The organism is Nocardia sp. CA-151230, assembly GCF_050942175.1.
Lineage (GTDB): Bacteria > Actinomycetota > Actinomycetes > Mycobacteriales > Mycobacteriaceae > Nocardia.
The window spans coordinates 7451744-7478030 of sequence record NZ_CP192061.1 but is presented as its reverse complement, the minus strand read 5'-3'; the positions used below and the strand labels follow the sequence as shown (position 1 = coordinate 7478030).

Below are 26287 nucleotides of genomic sequence, written 5' to 3'. Positions count from 1 at the left end.
CATCGGACTGCGACGCTGCGTGCCGGTATCCCGGCCGGGGCGTCGCCGGACCTGGGAGAGTGGCATCGTGGGCATGCGCCCCCCGACCGGCTTACCTTCGCTGTCGCGACGCAGCCGCATTCTGCTCGTCGCGGCGCTGGTGCTGGCCGCCCTGTTACTGGTCGGGCCCCGGCTCACCGACGCCTACACCAACTGGTTGTGGTTCGGGGAGGTCGGATTCCGCAACGTCTACACCACCGTGCTGTTCACCCGGATCCTGTTGTTCCTGGTGGTCGCGGTGGTCGTGGCCGTCATCATCTGGCTGGCGCTGCTGCTCGCGTACCGGTCGCGTCCGGTGTTCGTGCCGATGAACGGACCCGGCGACCCGATCGCCCGCTACCGGACCACGGTGATGAGCCGGCTGCGCCTTTTCGGGACCGGCATCCCGGTGCTCATCGGCGTGCTGTCGGGTCTGGTGGCGCAGTCGAGCTGGGTGACGGTGCAGCTGTTCCTGCACGGCAGCTCCTTCGGGGTCAAGGATCCGCAGTTCCATCTGGACGTCGGTTTCTACGCCTTCGATCTGCCGTTCTATCGGATGGTGCTGAACTGGCTGTTCGTCTCCGTGGTCATCGCCTTCTTCGCGAACCTGGTGGCGCACTATGTCTTCGGCGGGCTGCGGCTGTCCGGCCGCGAGGGCACGCTGAGCACCTCGGCGCGCGTGCAGCTGGCCATCCTGGCCGGACTCTTCGTGCTGCTCAAGGCGGTCGCGTACTGGCTGGACCGCTACGCGCTGCTGTCGAGCACCCGCAAGGAGCCGACCTTCACCGGTGGCTCCTACACCGATATCAACGCGGTGCTGCCGGCCAAGCTGATCCTGCTGTCCATCGCGGTCATCTGCGCCATCGCCTTCTTCGCCGGAGTCGTGCTGCGCGACTTGCGGATTCCGGCCATGGCGGCGGCGCTGCTGGTGCTGTCCTCGGTGCTGGTGGGCGCGGTATGGCCGCTGCTGGTGGAGCAGTTCTCGGTGCGCCCGAACGCGGCCACCAAGGAACAGGCCTACATCGAGCGCAATATCGAGGCCACCCGCCAGGCCTACGGGCTCACCCAGGACAAGGTCCAGTACGTCGACTACAAGGGCGAGGCGACCAAGGACCCGGTCACCGTGCCCGCCGACCAGCAGACCATCAAGAACATCCGGCTGCTGGACCCGAACCTGCTGACCCAGACGTTCATTCAGCGCAATCTGCAGCTGCAGAACTTCTACGGCTTCCCGGATCCGCTGGACATCGACCGTTACACCATCAACGGTGAGATGGGCGATTACATCGTGGCCGCGCGTGAGCTGCAGCCGCAGAACCTGTCCGGTAACCAGACCGACTGGATCAACAAGCACACCGTGTACACGCACGGCAACGGCTTCGTGGCCTCGCCCGCCAACAAGGTGAACGCGGCTCCGCCCAAGGAATCCCAGCAGGCCGGTCAGTCCGCGGGCAGTGATTCCGGTGGCGGGTACGGCTATCCGGTGTTCAATGTCGGCGACAAGAAGACGGTCAGCGACCTGTTCACGCCCAAGGAAGAGCAGGCCATCCCGGTCGATCAGCCGCGCATCTACTACGGCGAGCTGATCGCCAAGTCGGACGCCGACTACGCGATCGTGGGCAGCAACAACCAGCCCAAGCGCGAATACGACACCCCCACCGACCAGTTCACCTACGACGGCGCGGGCGGCGTGCCGCTCGGCAACTGGTTCAACCGGCTGGCCTTCGCGGCCAAGTACGCCGAGCGCAACATCCTGTTCTCGGGCGCCATCGGACCGGATTCGAAGATCATCTTCAATCGCAATCCGCGCGACCGCGTCACCCAGGTGGCGCCGTGGCTGACCGCCGACGGCGATGCGTATCCGGCCGTGGTGAAGGGCCGCATCGTCTGGATCGTGGACGCCTACACCACCCTCGACAACTACCCGTACGCGCAGAAGACCTCGCTGGACGGCGTCGTCGAGGACTCCATCGACCAGACCACGGGGCGTCTACTACCCCGCAAGGAGGTCTCCTACATCCGGAACTCGGTGAAGGCCACCGTCGATGCGTACGACGGCACCGTCAGCCTGTACGAGGTGGACAAGACCGATCCGGTGCTGAAGGCGTGGATGGGCGTGTTCCCGAACGCTGTGAAGCCGGAGAGCGCCATCTCCGACGAGCTGCGCGCGCACTTCCGCTACCCGGAGGACCTGTTCAAGGTGCAGCGCGAGATGCTGGCGAAGTATCACGTGGACGATCCGCGAGAGTTCTTCACCAACAACGCCTTCTGGTCGGTGCCCAATGATCCGACCCAGGAGGGTGCGGCGAGCGGGGCGCATCAACCGCCGTATTACGTCCTGCTCGGTGATACGAAGACCGGCAAGTCGCAGTTCAATCTGACCAGTGTGATGGTGGGTTACAAGCGGAACTTCCTGTCCGCCTACATCCAGGCGCACTCGGATCCCGACAACTACGGCAAGATCACCGTTCTGAAGCTGCCCCCGGATTCACAGACGCCGGGCCCGGGCCAGACGCAGACGTCCATGACGACGGCCGATCAAGTGTCCCGAGACCGGAACCTGCTGACCGGTGGCAATGTCAACAAGATCAAATACGGCAATCTGCTGACCCTGCCGGTCGGTGACGGCGGCATCCTGTACGTCGAACCCTGGTACCTGGAACGCAATACCGGCGGGCCCAACGCGCCGTCCTTCCCGCAGCTGGTGAAGGTGCTGGCCAGCTACCGCGACAAGGTCGGCTACGGATCGACGGTGAAGGAAGCGCTCGACCAGGTGCTGCCCGGAACCGGCAGCGCCGCAACCGATCAGCCGGGACAGGCGGCCACCCCGCCGACCCAGGGCGCGACGCCGCCGACCGCACCGGTGACACCCCCGGCCACCGGGTCCGGCGGTAGAGACGCCGCGGTCAAACAGCTCGACGACGCCTTGAAGGCGGTTCAGGACGCGCAGAAGTCGGGCGACCTGGGCCAACTGGGCAAGGCGCTGGAGCAGTTGCAGACCGCCGTGAACAACTACGAGAAGACGGGTGGGTAACTGACCCGTTAGCCACGAAAGGCGCTGTCACCACTGGGTGACAGCGCCTTTCGCGTATCAGGATGCCCATCGATGGGCGGGGCGTGGGCAATGCCGCGATCCAGCGTCCAATGTGGAGGAAAACACCGCGGATGAGGTTGGCGCGGAAGATATCTGCAGTCGAGGGGCAGAGGCTGGCCGCTGTTCCGCGGCGTTCGCAGGATGAAGGAGCGGGACACACCCGCCACCCACCGACGAACGGAGTACCCATGTTTCTCGTGACCGGAGCCACCGGCACTGTCGGCCGCGCGGTGGTCGATCGGCTGCTGGCCGAGGGCCTGCCGGTGCGGGCCGTCACCCGCCGCCCCGAGGCTGCCGGACTGCCCGCCGGCGTGGAGGTCGTGCGCGCCGATCTCGGTGACGCGGACAGCCTGCCCGCCGCGCTGACCGGTGTTCGCCGTGTCTTCCTGTCGACCGCGGGCCCCGAGATCCCCACGCACGACGCGAATCTCGCTCGGTCCGCGGCGGCCGCAGGCGTCGAGCACATCGTGAAGTTGTCCTCGGGTCGCGCCGGTGACGCGGCCGCGACCGACCCGATTCCCGCCTGGCATCGCTCCGGCGAGGACGCGGTGCGCGCGAGCGGGGTCGCCTGGACCATGGTGCGTCCCATGGGATTCATGTCCAACGCGCTGCACTGGGCGCCCTCGATCCGCGAATCCGGTACCGTCCGTGCACCTTTCGGCCAGGGCCGCATCGCGGTGGTGGATCCGCGCGATATCGCCGCCCTCGCTGCCGCGGCGCTCGCCGACCCGGCGCGCCATGCCGGTCAGGTCTACACGGTCACCGGTCCGCAGGCGCTCTCCCCGGGCGAGCAGACCGAGACTCTCGCTGAAATCCTCGGCCGCCCACTGCGATTCGAGGAGATCTCGGCCGACCGGGCGCGGACGGATCTGCTGTGCTTCGGGGTGGAGCCGGAGATGGCCGCGGCCATCATGGCCCTGCGCGCCACGGCGCTGGAGTCCTTCACGTCGGTGGTGCACCCGACGGTCGCGGAGGTCACGGGCCGGTCACCGCGAACCTTTCAGGAATGGGCTCTCGATAATCGTGCGGAATTTACTGTCGCACAATAAGAATTGTTGCCTCCGAATAGCGAAAGGTGCTGCGTCGCCATTGACGCAGCACCTTTCCATTTCTTCCGGTATGGGAAGGAGATTCGGGTTATTTGCCCCAGGATTCGATGAGGGCGGCGTTGGACTGGAGGACCTGGTTGTACTGGTCCTGCACGCCGAACTGCTCGGCGAGGCCGCCGGCAACGCTCTTGGCCTGGTCGATGACGGCCTGGCGATCGGTCGGGAGGGCGGGGGCGGGAGCCGGGGCAGCGGGCTCCGGGGCGGCCTGGGGCTCGGGCTCGCTGGTGCCCGCGCGCAGGTACTGGCCGCACACCGGCCAGGCGCCGGCGCCCTGGGTGGACAGCACGTTCTCGGCCACGCGGATCTGCTCGGCCTTGCTGGCATTGGAGGCGAGGCCGGCGCCGCCATTGGCGGCCCAGGTGCTCTGCGAGAACTGCAGACCGCCGTAGTAGCCGTTGCCGGTGTTGATACCCCAGTTGCCGCCGCTCTCGCACTGGGCGACGCCGTCCCAGTCGTGGGTCGGGGCGGCGGAGGCGGTTGCGGTGAAGCCGAACGGGACGGCAACAAGTGCGCCGGTGACGGCGGCGAAGCCGAGGACGCGGGTGTTGATCTTCCGGTTCTGTTTCATGGTGTTTTCCCTCCCTGTGCCGACCGGCCCGGCGTAAGTGCTCCGCCGTGTCCCTGTCCCCAGGAGTCGGGGTGCCCGACCGCGGGACAGGGTTTCCGGAGTGCAGCGGTTCGGGTCGGAGCCCATCTCAGGTTTGATCCGGGCCGCGACTGACGATAACGAGTAAATCTCGGCAGATCACGTCTTGATAACTCCAGAATTGCATGAAGCGAATGACCCAAAAAACGGCGTTGATGCAGGCTGGCTATGCTGCAAATGCCAATCCAGAGCGGTCTGTTATCTAGCCGTGATGTGATTCAACTCACCAAGAATTTGTGATCCCAGTCACGTTTCATGCTCAAATGAACAACCAAACGTGTGCGCGAGACTCTCAAATGGAAGATTTTCACCCTGATTACTCCGCTTTAAGGGCAACCGTCCGGTCTGGTTCGCTCCGTCACCCTCGTTCCCTGGCTGCCTACCGCTTCAAAACCTGGCTTGACCAGCCGATTTGGTACATCTCACGGCCCGTGTGTAATGTTGTGTTCACCGACGCGGGGTGGAGCAGCTCGGTAGCTCGCTGGGCTCATAACCCAGAGGTCGCAGGTTCAAATCCTGTCCCCGCTACTAAGCGAAGGGCCCGGAACCATTAGGTTCCGGGCCCTTCGCATATTCGAGGCTCTCCATTCATGCCAGGCGAGCATCCAACCCGGTGTCGCCTCGGGAGGCCAAGCCGGGGTTCTCCGCCGGGGTATCAGGAGCGGGGCGGCCGGGAGTCGCGCGGAATAGATGGAGTAGCCGTCGAGGTGTCGCACGACCATGGCGGCCGCGACCGTGGCGGCGATCATTGCGAAGGCGCCGGCGGGAAGGCGGACTGTAGCTACGTCCACGGGATGCCGGTGCCCGCGCCGAACGCGGCCCCGGTGCTCATGACCGGAGTGAACGGCCCGCCCGGTAACCCGTGTAGCGGGATGACCAGCGGCCCGCTTCCCGTGCTACGCGTCGTGGCGTAGCGGTTCGTTCGTGAACCTCCCGAATTACTCAGCAAGCACACAGACATTTCGGGAGCGAAGCTTGGGTTTCGGCCGTTGAATGAGGTAGTGCTGCAGGACAGCACCCCCGTGAGACGGAGTCCCAGGAGGTCCGGTCGTGCACACCGAAGCCATCGAGGTGGGAGATGCCACCGCTGTCGACGCCGATGCGCAGGTGCGGCTCGGCCTGGTGGCCGGGGCGGGGGTGAGCCGGCTGGGGCGGCGCACGATCAATGCGGACGCGTTTGCCACGTTCACCGATGCCCGGCTCGGGCGGAGTGCTTTCGTGGTGGCCGACGGGGTGGGGGATCATCTGGCGGCGGCCCGGGCGGCACGGTTGGCTGCGCAGACCGCCGCGCGGGCGGCGGTGGGGGACGGCGCACAGGCCGGAATCCTGGCGGCGCAGCGGGAATTGCTGCGCGAGCTACCCGAGTCGAGCGCCGACAGCGTACTGGTGGTCGCGGTGTTGCCGAGTAGTGGTCAGTTGGACGGCCCCTGTGATATCGCCTGGGTGGGTGACTGCCGGGCCTACCGATGGAACGGCCGGGTCCTGCACCGCATGACCACCGATCACACTGTCGCCGAGTACTTCCGGGCGCGTGGGCGCGACCCGCTGCCGGGTATGCGGCATCTCGTCACGACCTCGGTGCGGACCGTGCAGCCGGGCGACATCGGGCGCGCGGCCACCGGATCGAGCGCGGGCAGGCTGCTGCTGTGCACCGATGGGGTGGGTAAGAAGCTCGGCATGCCGATCATCAAGTCGATTCTGTCCCAGGGAACCTCGGCCGGTCAGACGGCGGAGTTGCTGGTGGGGACGGCCCTCGGCCGCGGCGGCACCGACAACACCACCGCACTGGTGGTGGAGGCGAGCCGCTGAGCCGGGCGGGTATTTCCCCGAATTCGCACATTCTGGACGGGTGACCAGGTAGCTTGGGCCCGACTTTGGCAGTGCGCAGTATCGGGGTTCGCCGTGGCAGACAGATCGACATCCATCCGCAGTCACCTCGGCGGTCTGCTCCGGCGCAAGCCGTGGGGATCCGCCTTCGCGCGGGCCTCGATCGTGCTGCTCCTGGTGGTGCCGACACTGGTCTCGGCGGTCTACATGTGGATCATGTGGGATCCGGAGCTGTACCTGAAGCAGATTCCGGTCGCCGTCGCCAGCGACGATGCCGGCGGCATCTCCGACGGCAAGGCCCAGAACATGGGCACCGAGATTCTCGACAATCTGGTGTCCAGCGGCGAACTCCAGTTCCATCGGGTCAGCAGCGCGGAAGCGGTACGCGGGCTGCGGGAGAGCCGGTACGCCTTCTCGGTCGTCATTCCCCCCGACTTCACCCGGAACGTGCTGAGCGTGACCGATCCCGCGCCGCAGCATGCTCGGATCATGGTCTGGTACAACGATTTCAACGGCACGCTGGGACCGGCCGTCGCCAATAGCGTTGTCACCGAGGCGCAGAACCAGATCGCGGCCACCATCGGGCGCGGTTACGCCGGTCAGATCCTGGTCGGCGTGAACAGTCTCGGCTCCGGTCTGGGCGACGCCGCCAAGGGGGCGACCCAATTGGCCCAGGGCACCACTCAGCTCGCCGACGGCTCCGATCAGCTGACCGCTGGACTCGATCAGGCCGCCACCGGCGCGGCGCAACTCGCGACCGGCACGGGCCAGCTCCATACCGGCGCGGTCCAGCTCGCCGACGGCGCGAACCAATTGGTCACCGGCACCGATCAACTCGGCTCCGGAGCACGGCAGATCCGCGACGGCGTGGACCAGGTCGTCACACCGCTGCTGGATGCCCTCGAACCCGCCGGACGGCTCGCGGGCCAGCTCGATCCACTGCTCGACCAGTTGAGCAGGAACCCGGACCCCGCGGTGGCCGACGCGGTCAGCCAGCTGAAGAGCCTCATCGGCCAGGTGCGACCCGGCGACCCGGATTCCATCGTCGGCCAGCTGACCCAGTTGCGCGACGGCACAAAGGAATTGGCCAGACAGCTCACCGATCCCAAGGCCGACTTCCGCTCCGGCGTGCTCGCCCTCGCCGACGGCAGCGCCCAATTGCGCGACGGTACAGCACAACTCGGCAGCGGTGCGAACGACCTGTCCACGGGCCTGGACCAGCTGGTCGCCGGCGGCCGCGACCTCCGGGCGGGCGTCACCCAATTGGGCGACGGCGCAACCCAGCTCGACAACGGCCTGCGCGACGGTGCGGCCGCCGCACCCCACATCGCCGACCCCAACGCCTCGGCCGACGTCATGGCCCAGCCCGTCACCATGGACATCCGCAATCAGGAACCCAGCCAGCTCATCCGCGACGGCGACCGGAGCCACAAGGAGATCGCCCGCGGCGCCGGCCCTGTGCTGGTCGTCATGGGCTCCTTCCTCGCGGCCATCGTCCTGTGGATGTTGTTGCGCCCCTTGCGCGGAGCCGCCCGCGGCCGCTCACCCTGGCGGCGCGCCGCCGGCCCCGTCCTGCGTGGCACCGCGGTCGGCGCGGCGTGCGTCATCGCCCTGTCCGCCCTCGCCGCCGGTTACGGCAGCCGGCTCGGCTGGTCCCCGCAACAGTGGCCCGCCATGGTCGCCGTCATCGCCCTTGTCGGCCTGGTGGCAGCGGTGACCGCTCAGCTGTTCGTCGTGCTCTTCGGCCGCGTCGCCGGTTCCATCGCGGCCTTCTCCTTCTATATGTTCCAAATCTTCGCCTTCGGCGGCGTTTTCCCCGCCGGCACCACCCCACTCCTGTTCCGCCCCTTCAAAGGCATCGCCCCGATGACCTTCGCCCGTCGTGCCATCATCCGCACCGACATCGCGCTCTACGACCGCATGTTCTGGACCTCCATCGCGGCCCTGCTCCTCATCCTCACTGCCGCCCTGGCGATCATGATCGCCGCCCGCTACCTAGCCGCCTCCGTACCCGATCCAGCCCCCGCCGACCGCACCCCCGAACCTCTGCGCCCGATTCCCTCCAGACCCTGAAAACCGGCTCTGACCAGTCGATTAGGTTCCCTTCCCCACTCGTGTGTAATGTTGTGTTCACCGACGCGGGGTGGAGCAGCTCGGTAGCTCGCTGGGCTCATAACCCAGAGGTCGCAGGTTCAAATCCTGTCCCCGCTACTAGGGGAAACGGCCCGGAACCATCAGGTTCCGGGCCGTTTTCGCGTTGGTTTGGCATCACGTTTGGCATCATTAGCCAAACTCAGTTTCAGGGATGCGATGCCGTCTCGGGGTGTTCGCGGCGTCCCAGCATGTAGCTGGCGGCGCGGGCGGCGGCGTCCTCGTCCATGCCGGGCAGGACGTGTTGGTAGGTCTTCATGGTGAAGGCGACGTCGGCGTGCCCGGCGCGCTGGCTGACCACCTTCGGGCTGACTCCGGCCATCAGTGACGCCGTGATGTAGGTGTGGCGGAGGTCGTAGAAGCGGATCTCGGGTAGGCCCGCTCGGGCCGCGAGGCGCTTGAATCGCTCCCGGATCGAATCGGGGTGCACAGGGCGCCCATCCTCGTAGGTGAAGACCAGATCGGTGTCGCGGAAGTCGTCACCGTAGAGCGCGCGCTCGGCATCCTGGATGGCCTTCCAGATACGCAGCGCGGAGACGGTCTCCGCATCGAGGGCGATCAGGCGGGCTGAGTCTTCGGACTTGACCTCAGCATCCTGGGCGCGCCCGGAAACGACGACCCGGCCCTGGTGCACCGACAGCGCCCCGGCTTCGAGATCCAGAGATGGCCAACGGATTCCACAGATCTCCGCGCGCCGCAGCCCTGTGGTCAGCTCCAGCCGGAACAGCGCGTAGAAGCGGTCGAAACAGATGCTTTCCATGAACTGGGCAGCCTGCTCGGGCGTCCACACCGGACGTCGTGTTCGGGCGACGCGGGGTGGTTTCGCGTTGTCGGCCGGGTTGTCGACAAGGTGCCTCCAGGCGACGGCGTCTACGAGTGCCCGGTGGACGGCGAGGTGGATATTGCGGACGGTTTTCGGTTCCAGCCCAGCTGGTTTCGGTGTAAGGAATTCGCCCGGCCTTGTAGCGGCGCACGGCAGCTCGGGCGGCGTGGATGGTTACGCCGCAGGCTTGCTCAATCTGGCGAGGTGTCGGGTGCTGGCCGCGGTTGGCCGCCTTCAGCCAGTAATCGTACATGCGAATGTTGTTGTCGGGCTTGATACGACCATCGGTGAGCAGCTGTGTGTAGAACTTCACCAGCATCGGCGCGGTCAGTTTCTGTAAGTCACCTTCGCCGAGACGGGGGACGACGTAGGCGTGGATCAGCGCCTGCCAGTTGTCGTAGGTGGTGGCGTCGACGATCATCTTGATCGCGGGCAGCCATTCGTCGACAAAGAACGTGCGCACGGTGAGCTTCGAGCGTCTCACCCGCTTGTTCTGCTCGACCGCCTTGATCGCGTCCCGGCAGGCCGCCCAGGCTTCCTTCTCGGTGGCAAAGCCGCCCTTGGAGTCGAATTCGGGTTTACCGTCGGGACCCTTCTCCGGGAGCCGGAACTGGTAGTACCAGGTCTTGCCGCGTTTGCGGACATGGCCTTGCTTCATGCGGCAGCCTCCCCGCGGGTGTCCTGCTCGAGCAGGGTCCGCAGCCGGGCGGTCACGATGTAGACCCGGCCGCCCATACGTTTAGTCGGCAGTTCGCCGGATTCGGCGAGCCGGTAGCCCGCCGAGCGGCTGATCCCGAGCAGCGCGGCGGCTCTTGGCACGGACAGCAGTAGCGGCAGCGTGTCCCAACGGTCGTGGGTGGTGGCATCCGGTTCGATATCGGGCATGGTCGGTTTCCTTTTGTCCGGTGTCGGGCGGGTGTGTACCGGTGTGGTACGACCGGATATGGACCCTCCGTTGCGTTCGTTGGGTCAAGTGCCTTGCGTAAGAACAAATCTCGATACCCGAGTGTGGTTCGGAGTGGCGGTGAGCGATCTGGAGCGCGGCGGCATTTGAGCCGTCTGGTTGGCCGAGTCGGGCGATTGTGTGCCGAATTTCTGGCGCGGGCGGGCATCGGCCCCGCTACCGTGGCTTGCCTTCGGCTGCTTCTGGTGCCGTTGTGCGGTGCGGGAACCAGCCGGTGCAGCCGTGATACGACCCGGGGTCCGATCGTGGCGACGGTGTCGGATGCGGGCCTGCAGCGGGCGTGGCTGGTGCGCGGTGTCGACGTGGTGGGCATGGTCATTCCCGGCGGACGGGGGCGATCGCAGAGGATCCTGGCGCTTCGTTAACTGCATGCCGACCCCCGTTTTGCGACACACAAGCCGAAACTTTCGCTCCTAGTGCCGGATGCGTCGTAAGCGACCGCAGCGAGGTCCGGTCTCCCGGCCGGCCCAGCTGGCGGTGCCCGCGCAGGCAGTCGTCCCAAGCTGTCGTTGCTGAGAGCATCGACAATCTGCTTGAGGGCCTGGAAGTGCTGGCTAACTGCGGCGAGGTTGGCCGTCGGCCCCAAACCAAGCGGTCCGCAATGAGTGAAGATGCCTTCGGCACGCCGCATCTCGGCCACTATCTGGCAAGATCGTTTCGGGCCCGGAGCGAATGTGTATGTCCGGCGGGAAGATTCGATGAGGGGAAGACCGATCGATGAAGTCATCCGCTGGTGTGTTGTTCGGAGCCGTGGCCGCTGTCTCGGTCCTCACGGGATGCGGAACCACTGCCTCGCCAGCATCGGCCCCGGCGCCGTCGAGCTCCACCGGCGCCGTCCCGACGATGACCGCTGACCGTGCTGCAGGCCTGGGCCCGGCATCCAAGACCGCCTGCGCGACGTTCCTGGCTGCGAGCCCGTCCGAGAAACAGTCGATTCTGCGCCGGGTCGCCAGGGAGAACCCTGGCTGGCAGAACTCAGGCAGCGATGAACTGGGCGTCACCTGGGCGGAGATGAACTGCAAAGGCAAAGGCGACCAGGCTATCGGGGTTGCGTTGGACGTCAACCCGTCAACCGAAGTACATGCCACCAATGTCGCCAAGACGACCTGCCGTGACTTCCTGGCCCAGGACACCGACGACGACACCGGCATCGCGCTCATGCAGCAGCTCGCAGCGGAACTTTCCGGTACCGGCACGGTCGGCCCGTTCGGCACCCTCGTGGAAGTCCGCATCGAATGCAAGGAGCCCGGCGCGGACAACAAACCCTTGTCCTCAGTGACCAAATAGGTACTAGGGAAACCGGGCCGGAAAGCACAGCAATCCGCCTTGCAGGCCCGGCCCTTCCTCGCTCCTCAACCCCGCGCCCGTGCTTCACGCGAGCTCGGAGAAATCATCCCCGCCACCGACACCCGGATCGGCGATGATCCGCTGTCTCCAGGAAGATGATCTTGGGGTCGGGCCTGCCTGCCCGGCCGCGAATGACGTCACAGGGAGTTCGACATGCCGCCCCCTCCACGGCGCCGCCCATCGGGCTGCCTGACCGCCCTGGTCGCCATCGTCGTTGCAGTCGTTGTCTCCCTGCTGATTCCGAAAGCCCTGCAGGCGATCGACGACGCCGACCCGCCTGCCGCAGCCCCGCCCGATCTCTGCGCGGCTATCGGCCCGGCGCACTTCGAGAAATCGGTTCCAAATGGGGTGCCGGTTTCCGCCTCGACCTACTCGGCGGGCTCGGACACGGCCTGTGACTATCGCACCAACAACAGCCCTCCCAGCCGCTACGGCAGAGTGTCGGTCGTCGATACCGGTTAAGATCGCTCGGCAATCAGATGTGAAGGTGCGGAGGGGGTTCGACAATGATTCCGGTGAGCTGGTTCCTGACTGCTGTCGGGTTGGTCGTGGTGGCGGGGGTGGTCGGCACGGTGACTAATAGCGGTGCAGCCGGGGCGGCCGTGATGGGAGTGGTTTTTGTGGTGTTGATGGGTAGGAAGTTCCGTGATGCCCACCGTCAGGCGATGGCCCGCGACGCTGCCCGCCGCGGCGAGCACCGGACTCCTCCTGCGGTGTAGGAACACGCCTGTCCGCCGTGGTTGGTATTTCTGAGACCCTGCATACGCTTGTAGTGTCTCTCAGCAACGACTGACGTGGGGGCCGGCATCCGCAATCGGCGGGGCAGGATCGGCTAGCAGCTGGGGCTGGGATCCAGAAGAGGGACGGTGTGCGTCGTGCTCGAGGTGAGATCTATGGTCGACGTTCCCACTGTGGTGACACGCGGCGAGTTGGCGGCGGTGGCCAGATTCCTCGCCGATCTGCCGGTGGTCCGCGACGCCGACATCCACTGACAAGGAGATCGAAAATGCTGTTCTATCAGGCGGTTTGCAGCGGTGAGTTCGGAAAGACCCCTCCGTTTACCATTTTCGTCACCACCGACGCGTCTAATGATGCATTGGTCTGGAATCAGGGCATCCAGATGTGGCAGTACGACCCGGCTCGGGTGGCCCGGTTCACTGCCGATTACCGCAACGACGATCGGATCTCGGTTCTCGATCGTTCAGCGGCCGAGGAGTTCTCTCGCCAGTTGGCCGTGGACGGCTCGACCGCCAGCGAACTGCCGACCGAGGATTGGATCGAGTGGTTCTTCTCCTGGAAGGGCGATCCACCCGACCAGGAGGACATCTCGTGGGACGATGACCATCACGTCCGGAGATGGAAAGAAGACCGTGCCCCACAGCAGGATTCGTAGACGACGCCTCGGCCCAGCGATCGCGCTCGGCGGGACCAGGGATAGACGGGCCTACTGATCACCGTTCGTTCGGACCGGTTCGGGGATTTTGAGGGTGTACCGCTGCAGGTAGTTCTGAAAGAACTCAGCGATATCGGATGGAACCGGACGCATGGCCGACAACGAGTAGACCAGTATGTAGCTTGAACCCTTGGGCGAACCCCTCCAGAAACTGTATTCCGGCGCAAACCGGTCGATCATGTCCTGGTACACGTCGCGGACCTGGAGGAAGTCGAGTACTTCTGCCAATCCCCATCCAGCGACAACGTCTCCCGGGTCTTCCGGCAGAAACGCATGCCGCCCACCGTTATTGCCGCGCAGCGGCTTTCCCTCGGACAAGACGCGTGCCTGGTCGATGTCCAGGAAATGCACTGGGCCAGCGGTCTCCGCGAATACCCAACGATCGAATCGCGGGCTTTCGTAGATGTCGCCACCCCCAACTGTTGCGAGATGCCGTGTGTAGCCGAGTCCCGTGCGCACCGTGTCATGCAACAGACCGTCCTCGCCCCGGACCGTGATGAGTTGATCCTTCTGGCAGACCCAGTTCAGCAACTCTGTCCGGAACTTCGGTCCGAACTCGGATGCGCGCACACAGGACCAGTGGTAGAAGCCGTGGAAGACCGACGGGTCATCATCCCAAGGCACCAGAACTTTGTGCCCGGGCTTCAGGGATTCCGCCCACCCCTCGACCTCGAGGACATACCGTCCGCAGAACTGGCAGGCATGAGGCGTGTGAAGCATGGAGTCATTCCTGGGAGTCTGTCGCGAACGCCTGGAACGGCGTACTGAACGGGATTTCGTCGAGTCTGCGTTGCGACTGGGCGGTCAAGCGGGCGGCTTCCTTCTGGATCTCTTCTTTCTCATCGTCAGGGAGAACCACGGACGTCGGCGTGCGGGTGGCGACGATACTCATTCCTGCCTTGCGGCAGGCGATTTCGGCCAAGCACCGCCAGCGATCGATGTCGGCCCGGGGCATTGCGTCGATCGCCAGCAGCCACTCCTGCGCGCCGAGGCGTGAGAACGTCATCGCCATCTCCGCGACGGTGCGGTATCGCTGGCTACGTTCGACGCGTTCTCCCAGAATGGTATTCGGAGCTTCACCGGGCGTATTCACGGTGGTGAGCCCGAGGTCGCGTCGGAGTTGATCGAGACTGTCGGCGGCCAGATCCCCGCACAACTCGAGTTCGCGACGGCGTTTCAGCAGACGCCTGGTCGGTGAGGTCGTCTCCGGACCATCGTGGTGTGGTGGCGTGTTCATTGCTTCTCGATTCCCAGCAGCGGGAGATCGAAGCGACGGTTTCCGGCGTTCGAATTCCACGCGTCGTACACCAGGCGTGTGGGGCTGGAGACATGGAAAGCATCCCGCAGCCCGATGACCACCATGGCCGCCAGTTGCTGGTAGGTCGCGGTGGTTACCGGCCACGGCAATTCGACCCACCAGTTCTCGTGATCGTTCCCGTCCGGGGGATGCCAGCCCGCGGCGAGTACCACTGCAGCTCCGGGTGCGGCTGCCCCCGCGTCCCGGTCGAGGTCGGCGTAGGCACCCAATTCGGCCACCACCTTCTCCTCCGATTGCGCGAATTGCGCGAACCCCGGTTCGGTATCCGGTGCTTTCGTATCGATAGTGATCAGAGCACCGGCGGGGAGCATGGCCAACTCCTCGGCGAGTCCGGCCTCGAATTGGATCCAGTCGGTCACAGCAACCCCTGTTCGTCCATCGCGGTCACCTGGTCCTCGAGAGCGAGTGACGTGTTAGTGCAGAGATAGAGCGACACGCTGCTTGTGAACTGGCGTAGCCGCACCGTAGTTTCCGCTCCGGACCAGCGGATTTCGGCGAACTCACCGGGGCAGCGCAGGGCAGGAGGGCCGAGGACAGAGGTGATCGCGGACGCCATATCGACGAACGCGTCACGAACGTGCGCGCGGCCATCACTGTCGTCGTCGGCGTAATCGGTGACACGGACGTCGATCTTGTCGGCTGTTTCGGATCGGCCGGATACGCTGCCCGAGTCCGGGCCGAGCTCAGCGCCCAGCGAGACCGAATACCGATAGGTTGTTTCCACAGTCCAGCCAAAGTTCGCAGCCAGCGCGGGCACATCCGCGAGCAACCACGACCAGTCCAGGGACCGCAGCCTGACGGCCAGGTCACCTACCTCAGGTCCGGACAACGCACGCCATTCCGTCATACGATCACCCTAACGTCATTGACCTTTGACTTTGTTGCTGCCTCTCGCAGTTCGGCCCACCCCTCGGCCATGGAGACGGAACGCTCCGCAGCACCGGGCAGCGTGAAGCCTGTGGATCAACCATAAGGACTTCACTAGCTCGAATTACTTTGACTAGCAGTGTTATTCAATGCTTCAGGGCGACGAACAGCCGGATGTCAGTCGCCGACAGCGCCAGGGTCAGTCTGAGATCACTATTGGCCCAAACGATTTCGTCGCGACGAGACGATGACGCTTCGGTTGAGCGGCCGAGGGCTTCCGCGAGTGTGGGGGACAGCAGCGTGAAGAGGTAGCCGAGCCGGTGTACGTCATCGCGGGGAACTGGCATCGTGACCGGGATCTCCAATCCCTCGGCTCGACCGTCGCGCCAGTACAGATAACCCTTGGCTGTCCCCGGCCCCGTATCGAGTTGATGTAGACCGGGCGCAGGTTCGCGGATCTGCCACCCGAATATCCGCGCGATCGTGCCAGGATCGGACGTCCACGCGGGGCCGAGTGAGACCAGCCTGGCCGCCAGTGTCATGATCTCGTCGTATCCGAGCGTCGGCCAGATCTGGTCGGCGTCGGGGCTCGTTCGTTCGTGGGCGAGTCGGTCAGTGAAATCGTCCCCGTCGATCAAAACTGCTCCTGGTCTTGGAACTTCGCGATTTCATCGCGTCGGGCCAGCCTGTCTGCGTGGAAACGACTGTGCCACAGTCGAGAAACCAACGACAAGGCAGGTGACATGAACCGCGCTGATCTCAATGTCACTGTCCGCCCCGTTCGCGGCCGCGTTCCCGCTCGCGTTCTCGTTCGCGTTCTAGCCGCTCTCGGCGTGCGCGATCCCGCTGCTCCGCCTCGGCAGGCTGCTGAAGGGCATCGGCGATTGTCTGTCCCTGCCCTACTTCCATCAGCAGACGCACCGCAATCAAATCAGCAGAGTATCCCTGGCGAGCGAGACGGTCTGCCAGCGCTCTCTGTTGGTCGAAGAGGGTACTCGGAGTCTGTCGCTGTGCGACGGTGGGTGATTCGGGTGCACGATGATCAGGCGTGCGCCCATCCCGATCCCGAGCCTCGATTGCGCGAGCGGCTATCGCCTCAGGATGGCGCTCGCGGCCAGGCTGTTGCCGGTCCATTTCTCTGCCGAGAGCGTCACGCTCTCGACCGTACTCACGGTCGCCATCGAGCCGTTGTCTAACCCGTTCTTCGTGTTCGTGAGGCAGTCTGAGTCGTTCGAGTACTCGGGCGTCGCGTTCGCGGTCACGTTCAATGAGTTCAGCGAGCTCATTGTATTTGGTCCGCACCGTTTCGAAATCGGGCGTTTCGCCTTGCTCGATGGCTTCTTCCATGGTGCGCACGTATTCGCGAAGTCTCTCGCGTTCGTCACGTTGCCGGGGGTCGAGCTCGCGGGCTTCCCGGGCTCTGGCTTCGGCCTCACGTTCCATTACTCTGCCGAGAGCGTCACGGTCTGGGCCGTAGGTTTGCTCGCGTTCGAGGTCGAGTGCCTGCATGACCTTTTCGTGGAGTTCGTCGGGCAGCCTGAGTCGTTCGAGTGTTCGGGCGTCACGGTCGCGGTCGCGATCGATGCGTTGCGCGAGTTCATTGTATTTCGTTCGAACCGTGTCCAGATCGGGTGTCTCGCCTTGCTCGATCGCTTCCGTCATGGTGCGCACGTACTCGCGAAGCCTCTCGCGTTCGTCACGTTCCCGCGGGTCGAGTTCCCTGCCTTCCCGGACCTTGGCCTCGGCCTGTCGCACAATCTCCCGCCCCAAAACCTCCTGCGCCTTGCCTAGGGTGTGTGCGCGCTCCTCTTCGAGCGCCTTTCGCACCTCCTGGAGGTGTTTCTCGCTCAATCCCATTGTCTCGAGGGCCCGGGCCTCGCATGCTCGCTCATGCTCGATCACCCGCTGCGCGCCCTCGAAGGCATCTCGGAGATCGCTCAGTTCGCGGACCGGTTGGCCTTCCTCCCCGGCGATTTCGATAGTTCGGGCCAGGTTGAGGTGGTTTTGGACGAACTTGGCGCGATCCTTGGCTGGGACTTCTCTCGCGTCGATTGCCCGAGTGATGCTCTGGTCGATGAGCTCGCGTTCGAGCACCTGCACCTGGGCGGCGAGGACGCTGTTCCGCGTATCCAATTCCAGCGCAAGCAATTCCCGGGCCGCACCTGCTTGCGCACCCAAGTCGAGCTCGCGCAGTGCCGGCATCCGGCTATCGAGTTCGAGTTGGTGAATCCGAGCCAGCGCCGACTGGGCGTCAGTGAGACTTTTGCTCACCTGCGCCGGATCGCCGTGCTCTTCGATGGCTCGCACAACGTTTCCCAACGTGTCCTGGGTGAGGGCGAACTGTTGTGCCGCGGTACCGCTCTGGATGTCTCGGGTGGTGTCGAGGGCCGCTTGCACGATGTCCCGTTGATCGGGAGACAAGCCTTCGAGTATCCGAGCGCGTTCCCTTTCGATTGTCCGGATGATCTCCAACTCGCGTTGCCTGGCGCGTTCGAGAACTGGGATTTGGACTCGTTCGACGCCGCCGATTCGATCGATCGCGATGGCGACTCCGTCGCGTTCCAAGCTGTATGTTGTGACGGAAACGACGTAGGTCGTGCTACCGTCCGCGTTTCTTGCGAGGTCGGCATGAACTTTCTCGACCTTGTGCACGAGCGTGCCGTCTTGGAATGCCCGCATCATTTCGTCTCGAGCTTGGAGAACTTTCCGGACTTCCGGAGAATTCGGGTCGATACCGCGAGCGCGCAGGCTCTCCGGGGTGTCTTGCAGGAGCAGCTCGAGGTTCTTTTCGATCCCGATCGTCCGTGCTGTGTACTCCGGTGAACACTGTCGTGCGCGACCGAGGTCGGTGTCAGCTGCGCCCAGCTCAGAGCCGACGCCCTTGCACTCCAATGATGTGAGTGTCGGAGGTTGGTCGCCGACGGCCGGGTCGAAGACGGGTATGTCGATGGTGTCGCGACCGTCTATTACCCGGCCGGGGGACTGCAGGATGACGCCGTTGGGGTGCAGGTCCGGATCACTGGCGCGTGCCTTTCCGGCAGCGTCGCCCATGTTCTTGGATGTTTGAACCATCTCGGGGCCGACGGTGTGGTAAATCTCGGCGTTTTCCCTCAGGGCCTCGAGGTGTGCCAGCTTCTCCGTCTTCGCGACACCATCGGGCATGCGGCCGACAGCTGCCTTGAGTTCTTTGTATTTCTGCTCGAGCTTCTTGCCGGAAAGGTCATTTATGTGATCTATTCCGAATTCGGGCATATATGTGCGGACAATTTTTGCGGCCGGATCGCGTATCGTCTGCAGCTCGGCTCGAAGGTTGGCACTCGCTTGGAGCTCGGAATGGATTTTCGTGTCAGAAATTTTGTAAGGTTCGGGTTCTCCGACGGGTATGGGTTCGTAGAGGACCGGCTCGTCTCTATTTGCCAGATGGTCCTGCATGAAGGGATGGCGAGGCTTCGACTTATCGCGGAGGGAGAAATCCTTGTCTCGGTAGGTATTCTCCGGGTCCGTTATATGGTGCAGTTGGCCATCCGGCTTTCCGTTCTCGAGCGAACGGTAGGTCTCCTTCGGATTTTTGTCCGACGGTAGGTGCAGCAGCCCATCCTTGCCGAGAACCAAGTTGCCCGAGTTGGGCGGCAGCTGTGTGTACTTCTCCGGCACCGCCGGAATCGGCCTGTCTCCGTCGGTCGGAAGCCGATACAGGTCGGCCGGTTGAACGGGTGGTCGCTCGATCTGCTGGGTTGGTTCGCTCTGGGGCGCACGACTGACGTCCGGGGCCTCCCGAGCCTCCTGGACGTGTGAGCGGTCGACGGTGGCGGCTGTTCCGGAGTAGGGGGCGCGGCTTAGATCTCGGCTTTGTCTGGTGACGGGGTCTGTCGCGGGGTTCTCCCGTGTACCGGACTGGGTTGCCTCCTGGACGTGTGTGCGGTCGACGGTGGCGGCTGTTCCGGAGTAGGGGGCGCGGCTTAGATCTCGGCTTTGTCTAGTGGCGGGGTCTGTCGCGGGGTTCTCCCGTGTACCAGGTTGAGTTGCCCCCTCGATGTGCGAGCGGCCGACGGCGTCGGCGTCGCGTCTGACCGCGTCGAGGTCCCGATACGGACTGCCTTCCGCGCGAGGCGATGTCGACGAGCTCGAATCAGGGAATCGATAGGGCTTTCCGTCCGGCCCGCGCGTGGCCATCCAACGGTTCGGCTGCTGGTGCTCTGACGTCGGAATCCTGAGTTCGTCGACCGGGACCACGAACCCTTGTCGGTTGATCGGGCTTCCCTGCGGGAGGGTTTCGGAGGGCAGGACGCCGTTTTCGTCGAAGAACCGGACCTGGCCGTCGCTGCTGATGACGGCTTCGATGTGTGAGGTGGTCTTGTACAGCACATCGAGATGCATGCTGGCGTCGGTCGGCAGACCTGTCTCAGGGTGTGAGTGGACGACGTACTCGTAACCGTCGCGGAGGCTTTCGGGAATGGTGCTGGATATCTCGCTGCCGCGGAAGAGTCGTAGCTCACCATTGGGGCCTTGGACGATCGCGTGCTCGAGACCTGAGTGTCGTTGCAGCTCACCCAGATGTTCGACGCTGACTTCTCCGGGCCGGATTTCGATATGCTCGGCGACTGCTAGTTGTGCGGTGAGTTCCTGAGCCTTGAGTGAAAGAGTCGGCAGGTCATTCGAACCATCAGTGTCCAGAAGGTCGTCGAGTGCTTGTGAGCGGTTGCTCGGCTCGTGGCCTGTCGGTTCGGTGCCGGGCTCGATGCGAGCTTCAGCAAGGTCCTTCGCAGTTGGTAGCAGGTGCTCGTGATTCTGTTCGACGTACTTCGCAAGTGCCGCGTCGTGCTCGTTGAACAGTCGCCACGGGGTGACCCAGTCCTGCTGGTCGCGTAGCCCGATTGTATCGATCAGTTCGCCGAATTTCACACGTAGGCTCGGTAATTCGGGTGCGCGGGCTGGGTCCTGGTGAGCCGTGAAGATGTCGTCGATGTGTCCGCGGATCTGTTCGAACCGATCCTTCAGATGCTGGGTTAGTGTCGAGGGGTGATCCAGATCGCCGGAGGGCTCGTTCGCGGCGCGCTCCGTGGGCGTCGGCTCCGGCCCGGTGGGCCGGTGGCCAGCTTCGCCCGGCGTCGGATGTGGCGAGGGCGCCGGCGGCAGCAACTTATGGACGTCAAGCCCGAATTGGTCTGTCACCCAAGCGAACTCGCGATGGTTTTCCACGAGCCACCGCTGGTACGCATGCCACGGTGCAGGGTTCTTCCCAGTCCACTTCTGAAGGCTCGTATCTACCGGTTTCCAGCGCTGATCTACACCCGGCGGGATCTTTTCGCTCAGGTTGAGTTCGTTGTTGATGCGCAGAATATCGAGGAACGCATGGATGCGGCGTTCGATGGGTTCCTCGGTGCGGCGGAAGATTTCGTACGGCTCGTGGGTGAGTTTGTTGGCGCGCCAAGCCGCGTCGGTCGGGAACTGCACTTCGAACTCACGGCCGTGTGGCGAGCGCAGCGTGGTGTTCATGCCGAGGTAGCGGTTGCCCTCGCGCCAGAAGTTCTTGACGTCGACGATCTCGTAGCCGCGGTCTCGCATCCGGTCGAGGGTGGCCTCCAGGCTGGACAGGTAGTGTTCGCCTTCGGGTAGTCGAACCGAGAAGCGGACCAGGTCGTTGACGCGGTCGAGGAAGTCGCCGACCTGTTCACCGGGTTCACGTTCGGTGAAGTACTTGCGTGCCAGGGAATCTGCGGACTTGACGCGGTGGTCCTCGCCGCGCATGTCGAGCGGGTCGTGCCCAATACCGAGATCGTTGGTGACGCTGTCGATAGTTGTCCGGAAATCGGCGAGGATGCGATCGGCATCAGGATGCGCGTCTCGAACGGCCGCGGTGACCTCGTGCTGGGTTTCGGTCGGTAGTTCGATTTCCACCGGTTTAGCGGGCTTGGCCGCGTAGACCGGCGGGTGATCGGAGCCCTCGAGCACCCCGGGGAGCAAGCTGCGCTGTTCCGCCGCGCGGAACAGCGCGATCTCTCCCCACGTATCCGCGACTTGGCCACGGTGGTAGACGATTTCACCTTTGTCGCCACCGACCCGAAGCGTGCCGTCTGCCAACTGGCGGATGTCTACGCGCAGCGGATTCCGTTCGCGGCGCGCGGGATCCCACTCGTGCGGCCAGTCCGCCAAACGGTCACTCGGGGCATGTACCGCGGTTGGCACGTCGTCGAGTTCGGCCATACGAGCTGCGGTCAGGCGACGATTATCCAGGCTCGAAAGACCACCGTCCTCCCAGAGAACCGCATGGATCGGGCCACCGCGCCATCCGTATTCGGCCATCGCATCGGCGAGTTCCCGGATGGGCATACCCTCCGAGGTCTCCCGGCTCACGCTGCGCTGGGTGAAGCGAACCTCGTTCGGAGGAACCATTTTGGTCGTTGGCAGCGCCGACTCGATCCGGGCCAGCTCACCCGGGGGCACATCTGCTACATCAGGAAAACCCAGATCCGCCAGCGTGGCGGAGCGATACTCCGGTACTGCCGGTTCGCCGCTGCGGGCACTAGTTTCCGGTAGCCGCGGAGGAGTATCAGTTTGTTCGAGAGCATCTGATGCGTGAGAGTCATCGATGCGCTCCGCTTCGTCAGAGGTCGGCGATTCGCGATGGCTTGGCCGATCACCCGGTTCATTAGGGCCTCGGTCCGTGCTATCGAGGTCGGCGGACCCTGGATCCAATGGTGTCTGGTCGCGTGGGCCGGCTGTCGCAGCCGATGCCAGTACCGAGCCGTTGTCGCGTTCCGGCCGGAACGGGATCTGGTGATCGTCAGTTGCTTCTGGTAGTCGAGTCGGGGCGTCTAGACCTCGTAGGTTCCGGTCTCCGGCCAGGTCTGATTCGCCCGGTGTTCGTATGCCCAGGCCATCGCTTGGTGGCTCGGTTCGGGAACCCTGAGCACGTTCGTCCGCGTCTGCAGGGTGTTCTTGTTGATCGTCAGTCGGTGGTCGGTGGTCGGTTCTGGTGGCATTGTCAGGGCCTCGGTCGTCACCTGGTACTCGATCTCCGTCGCGTCCTCGTGAGTCCGCTGCAGGGTCACTCTCCAGCGGTGGGGATACACCTGGCCGCCCGGTATCGGTTGGCCGGTCCGTATCGCCTGGTCGTACTGCTGGCCGATCATCTCCATGGACAGGCTCGAGTGGACTGTCACCACCCCCGTCTGGGCGTTCACCACGAAGTTCGCCTGGCCCGTCTCCGTTGGCATGTTCGGGTTGCGCGGTTCCGTCTCCGCTGGTTTCGGGTGGCAGACCCAGCCGTACTCGCTCTGAAGGATGAAGAATTCCTGATCCGGACGAAAGATCCGGGCCAGGTATTGCTCCACTTGGTCCTGAGTGCGGTATTGCTCCGGCACCGGTGATACCTCCATTGGGTTCGTTCGGATCGAGCGCACGGAACCATAGCCCCGACGACCCCTGGGTAAGACTGTCGGGCGGTGTTTCAGAGATCGTCCGCTGCTGGGGATCCCACCAGAGCGGGCCCTTCGCGCCCTTCGGATAGACGACCACGGTGGCGTGAGCGCCAGGACCCTTCCATTCGTTGACCACCAGGGCGGAGGACATCTCGCCCAGTTGCGAGAGATGGTTGTGCAGCCATGCAAACTGTTCCGGGATGGTCGGGGGATTGGCTTGCCCGGCCCAGGTACTGAAGCCGCCACCGAGCCAGTCAAGCGCACGGTCGTTGCCGCCCTGTTCACCGGTCCACTTATCGATGCTGCCGTCGAGAAGTTTGTCGGGCCAGCGGGGCAGTGCGACCTGGGGGTCGCCATGGAATGACGAGAGGGCGGAGAGGCTGTTGTCCAAACAGTTGTTGCTGCGGCCGATGTTGTGGGGGCCGCCGTCGTTGATGAGTTGCCCGTAGGGGTTGGTGCGTGGGTCGGCTCCGGTGAGGAACTTGTTGCCGTCGCGGAGGGCGTCCTCGACTGCCCACTGATGGTTGCGAGTCTCGAGACCGTACAGACGTTTTGGAGCTACGGTGCGGGTCTCAGGCAGTCCGGTGAGGTGGTTGTCGGTGTTCGCGAGGGCGATGTCGTTGCTGATTTGGCGGACATCGATGTAGTCGAGTTTCTGTTTGGTCGGGTCGGTCGATAGTCCGAGGTGTTCGCGAAGTTGCCGAGCGAGGGTGTCGGCGTGGGTGTCGCGGGTCCACACATGAGGGTTGGAAACATGTTGGGGGTCACCGATACTGGCGCGGAGGTGGGCTTCGGCCGGATTGTCGGTGAGCTCGATGTGCACGCGCAGATGGTCGCCACTGAGGAGGCACTGTCCGTTGTTGAACGTGTTGTCGACGGTCGTGTGAAGCCGGTCGACGATCTGCCCTACGTGTTCGGGCGGCAGATGTTCGACGCCGTCGAGATGCACACGGACGGTGAGGGTGTGGAGGAAGTCGTCGGGACCGTAGTTGAACCGCCGCGCCTCGTATGCCGGTGCGGGAGCCGTTGATTGGGTATCGCGCGGGGTGACGGATGTGGCGTCGGCTGCTTCGGTGTTCTGGTGCTGGTAGAAGTCGCGGAGGTCCGCGGCGGCCTTCTCTTGGGCGGGCTCGGGCTCGATGCCAGTGATGCGGTCGATACGGCGACGGACCTCGAGCGGATGCTCGGCACCCGCGGGCGAAGGAACCGTGAGGGCCGGTTCGGGTCCGATGGGTGCGAGGTGATCGCCTCCAGACGGCGCGGAGGGGGCCTTTCCGTCCGGAGTCGGTGCCGAAGGCTGGTGATCGCCAGCAGGCAGCCCAGTATCACCCGCCGGACTCGATGGCGATTCGGACGGCCGCTGAGATTTCGAGGGCACCTCGGGAGAGTCGATGACATTCGGTTGGCGGCCGACAGGAGAAGTGCCACCGTTCTTCACGGATGGGTCGACTGGTCGAGTTGGGAGCGGCGTGGTCGATTCTGGCTGGGTCCCGGGCTCGCGCGGCGTGAGTTCCGAAGGGACCGGCTTTATCTGGGTGTCAGGGTTCGCGGTTACTGGGCGAGACGCCGCAGCATCGCCTGCTGGAGCGAGCGTGTCGTGGCTTCCGGCAGCAACACTCACGTTGCTGCCGGTGGTAGTCGCAGTGGGGACAATCCGGGCCGGGCTCTCCGGTGTCGGTTGTCGACTGATCACCGGTTCCCGCAGTGTCGATGGGTCACCGGCACGGATAGGTGCCGCCTGACGTGCGGCGTAATCGGTTGGGGCCGAACGTGTTGTGGCATCGAGGGGCCTGGCACCGTCTGGGGTTGCGGCTCGCGTTTCCGCCGGACCGTGTGGGTTGGCTGAATTCGCGGGACCGCCGCGATGGTCGGCCCCGATCGGGGCGTCGGGGTACGCTGCACTTCCGTCGCCGCCTTCGGCGGAGATCTGCTTCCATTCCTGACGGACGTCCGCGAGTTGGGAGACGTGCTGGTCGCTGAAACCACCGAGTTGCTTCGACTCGGCGTTGATGTCATTGATTTGTCGGGTTAGCTGTTCGCCGTGGTCGATGAGGTGGGCCGGTTCACCGTTTGCCCTGAGAATGTCAGGATTGACCTGTTTTTGCAGGTTGCGGTACAGGTCCTTACCCGCGGCGTCGGTCTCGGGAGTGACAGTGTGTCCGCGTGGTGCCTGGGCTTCGACACGGCCGTTCGCCGTCGCTCCGGGGCCGTCCCCTGTCGGTGTGGCGTGTTCGTTTTTGAGCCCGTGGCGAAGACCCCCCGCGCCGCCGAGTGCCGCACCGCCGAGCAAAAGTTGGGGACTGATCGACCAATCGATGGTCTTGCCGTTTTTGAAGTGGTCGTAGATCTGGTTTCCGAGACCACCGGCGTACATGCCGAGGCCGCCCGCCATGCCTCCGATGCCACCGGAGATCAAACCGCCCAGCCGCGGCGACAATCCTCGATTCCCGAGCAAGTCAGCGACTTTGATGTGCGCTGGACCGCCGACGAGTCCGCCGACTCCCCATTCTATCGAGGTCTGAAAGGTCTTCTTCAGATCGAAGCCGTCGTCGAGATGTCCTTCCCCGAGCTGGATGGCTTGCACACCGGCATCGGATACGGCGCCGAGGCCCGCCATGATGGCCCCGCCCTTGAGGCTGTTCGTCACCAAACGCAGGGGTGCCTTCGGGAGGACTCGTTCCCCGAGCGGAATCGCGATCTCTTTCGACACCGCTTTGGCCAGCGACTTTGTCGCGGCTCGGGCGGCGATCGCCTCGATGCGTCCCATCATCGTGCGGGCGAACACGGCCAGCCCCTCGCGGGAGATGGCCAGGTAGGCCGGCACCGCGACCGAACCATAAAGGCTGGCGAACAATTGCACGACGGCGACGAGAGTGAGTCCGGCGAAGATCTCGGCCTGGATCTTGGTGTACTCGATTTCCGCTGCGGTAGAGCGGGCATCGTGGCCGAGGTTCTTCAGGCTGTCGATCAGCGCTGGAAGGGAGGTTTCCGAGCTGTCGAAGTACGCGGCGAACTCCTGCAAGATCTCATCAGCGCCCTGACCCGTGTAGTACTGGGAAAACCCGCCGGTGACCGATTTCAGGTCGGGCTCGAGATTCTCGAGTTCCGTGGCCGCTTTCTTCCAGGCGTCACCGAGCGCGAACAGCTCGTCCTGGTCGCCTTTCGGGTACGCCGAGAAGAAGTTCAGGCCCTCTATCAGCCAGGCGGGAAGGTGATCCCCGACCCATGTCCACCCCGACACAAATAGTC

The 26287-nt window shown here is 64.4% G+C and carries 17 protein-coding genes, 2 tRNA genes and 1 pseudogene; 10 read left to right on the top strand and 10 right to left on the bottom strand.

Features of this window, described 5'->3' with window-relative positions:
* The first annotated feature begins 67 nt into the window (after nt 1–67).
* On the top strand, nt 68–3052 hold the full coding sequence (locus ACQP1O_RS35165) for a UPF0182 family protein (RefSeq protein ID WP_433562663.1): 2985 nt from the start codon (nt 68–70) through the stop codon (nt 3050–3052).
* A 248-nt stretch (nt 3053–3300) separates the two neighbouring features.
* Entirely contained in the window at nt 3301–4161 is an 861-nt protein-coding gene (locus ACQP1O_RS35160) for an NAD(P)H-binding protein (RefSeq protein WP_433562662.1), read from the top strand.
* 88 nt (nt 4162–4249) lie between these two features.
* Here ACQP1O_RS35160 and ACQP1O_RS35155 read toward each other — a convergent pair whose 3' ends face one another.
* Nucleotides 4250–4789, bottom strand: coding sequence for a transglycosylase family protein (locus tag ACQP1O_RS35155; RefSeq protein ID WP_433562661.1), 540 nt, complete (start codon nt 4787–4789; stop codon nt 4250–4252).
* 532 nt (nt 4790–5321) lie between these two features.
* On the opposite strand from ACQP1O_RS35155, the gene ACQP1O_RS35150 reads away from it, so the two are divergent.
* From ACQP1O_RS35150 to ACQP1O_RS35135, 4 genes are all read left to right on the top strand, one after another.
* Nucleotides 5322–5395 (top strand) — tRNA-Met (locus tag ACQP1O_RS35150).
* Between the two features lie 522 nt (nt 5396–5917).
* The gene (locus ACQP1O_RS35145) at nt 5918–6676 is read left to right on the top strand and encodes a PP2C family protein-serine/threonine phosphatase (protein ID WP_433562660.1); all 759 of its coding nucleotides are present in this window, start codon (nt 5918–5920) and stop codon (nt 6674–6676) included.
* Between the two features lie 93 nt (nt 6677–6769).
* Nucleotides 6770–8767 carry a YhgE/Pip domain-containing protein gene (locus ACQP1O_RS35140; RefSeq protein WP_433562659.1) on the top strand — a complete coding sequence of 666 codons (1998 nt, stop codon included), beginning with the start codon at nt 6770–6772 and terminating at the stop codon, nt 8765–8767.
* Between the two features lie 64 nt (nt 8768–8831).
* Nucleotides 8832–8905, top strand: a tRNA-Met gene (locus ACQP1O_RS35135).
* An 88-nt stretch (nt 8906–8993) separates the two neighbouring features.
* Here ACQP1O_RS35135 and ACQP1O_RS35130 read toward each other — a convergent pair.
* From ACQP1O_RS35130 to ACQP1O_RS35120, 3 genes and pseudogenes are all read right to left on the bottom strand, one after another.
* Nucleotides 8994–9605, bottom strand: a complete 612-nt coding sequence (locus tag ACQP1O_RS35130; protein WP_433562658.1) for a site-specific integrase — start codon at nt 9603–9605, stop codon at nt 8994–8996.
* A gap of 610 nt (nt 9606–10215) precedes the next feature.
* Nucleotides 10216–10326, bottom strand: a pseudogene (locus ACQP1O_RS35125) (hypothetical protein); the annotation flags it as partial.
* Complete coding sequence (locus ACQP1O_RS35120) at nt 10323–10553, bottom strand: helix-turn-helix domain-containing protein (protein WP_433562657.1); 231 nt, start codon at nt 10551–10553, stop codon at nt 10323–10325. The pseudogene ACQP1O_RS35125 and the gene ACQP1O_RS35120, both read right to left, overlap by 4 nt.
* A 922-nt stretch (nt 10554–11475) precedes the next feature.
* Between ACQP1O_RS35120 and ACQP1O_RS35115 the strand changes: the two genes are divergently transcribed.
* The 4 genes from ACQP1O_RS35115 to ACQP1O_RS35100 all read left to right on the top strand — a co-directional run bounded on the left by ACQP1O_RS35115 (nt 11476) and on the right by ACQP1O_RS35100 (nt 13372).
* Nucleotides 11476–11919, top strand: coding sequence for a hypothetical protein (locus ACQP1O_RS35115; RefSeq protein WP_433562656.1), 444 nt, complete (start codon nt 11476–11478; stop codon nt 11917–11919).
* A gap of 213 nt (nt 11920–12132) precedes the next feature.
* Complete coding sequence (locus ACQP1O_RS35110) at nt 12133–12441, top strand: hypothetical protein (protein ID WP_433562655.1); 309 nt, start codon at nt 12133–12135, stop codon at nt 12439–12441.
* A gap of 53 nt (nt 12442–12494) precedes the next feature.
* On the top strand, nt 12495–12698 hold the full coding sequence (locus ACQP1O_RS35105) for a hypothetical protein (protein ID WP_433562654.1): 204 nt from the start codon (nt 12495–12497) through the stop codon (nt 12696–12698).
* 287 nt (nt 12699–12985) lie between these two features.
* The gene (locus ACQP1O_RS35100) at nt 12986–13372 is read left to right on the top strand and encodes a hypothetical protein (protein WP_433562653.1); all 387 of its coding nucleotides are present in this window, start codon (nt 12986–12988) and stop codon (nt 13370–13372) included.
* 51 nt (nt 13373–13423) lie between these two features.
* Here ACQP1O_RS35100 and ACQP1O_RS35095 read toward each other — a convergent pair whose 3' ends face one another.
* From ACQP1O_RS35095 to ACQP1O_RS35070, 6 genes are all read right to left on the bottom strand, one after another.
* Entirely contained in the window at nt 13424–14152 is a 729-nt protein-coding gene (locus tag ACQP1O_RS35095; RefSeq protein WP_433562652.1) for a hypothetical protein, read from the bottom strand.
* A 4-nt stretch (nt 14153–14156) separates the two neighbouring features.
* Nucleotides 14157–14669, bottom strand: coding sequence for a hypothetical protein (locus tag ACQP1O_RS35090; protein WP_433562651.1), 513 nt, complete (start codon nt 14667–14669; stop codon nt 14157–14159).
* Nucleotides 14666–15109 (bottom strand): TY-Chap domain-containing protein, encoded by a 444-nt coding sequence (locus ACQP1O_RS35085; protein ID WP_433562650.1) that lies wholly within the window; start codon nt 15107–15109, stop codon nt 14666–14668. Before ACQP1O_RS35085 ends, ACQP1O_RS35090 begins: the two co-directional genes overlap by 4 nt.
* On the bottom strand, nt 15106–15597 hold the full coding sequence (locus ACQP1O_RS35080) for a DUF6301 family protein (protein WP_433562649.1): 492 nt from the start codon (nt 15595–15597) through the stop codon (nt 15106–15108). The genes ACQP1O_RS35085 and ACQP1O_RS35080 overlap by 4 nt, the downstream gene beginning before the upstream one ends.
* Nucleotides 15598–15763: 166 nt before the next feature.
* Complete coding sequence (locus ACQP1O_RS35075) at nt 15764–16255, bottom strand: DUF6301 family protein (protein ID WP_433562648.1); 492 nt, start codon at nt 16253–16255, stop codon at nt 15764–15766.
* 127 nt (nt 16256–16382) lie between these two features.
* Nucleotides 16383–26279 carry a toxin glutamine deamidase domain-containing protein gene (locus ACQP1O_RS35070; protein WP_433562647.1) on the bottom strand — a complete coding sequence of 3299 codons (9897 nt, stop codon included), beginning with the start codon at nt 26277–26279 and terminating at the stop codon, nt 16383–16385.
* Between the last annotated feature and the right edge of the window lie 8 nt (nt 26280–26287).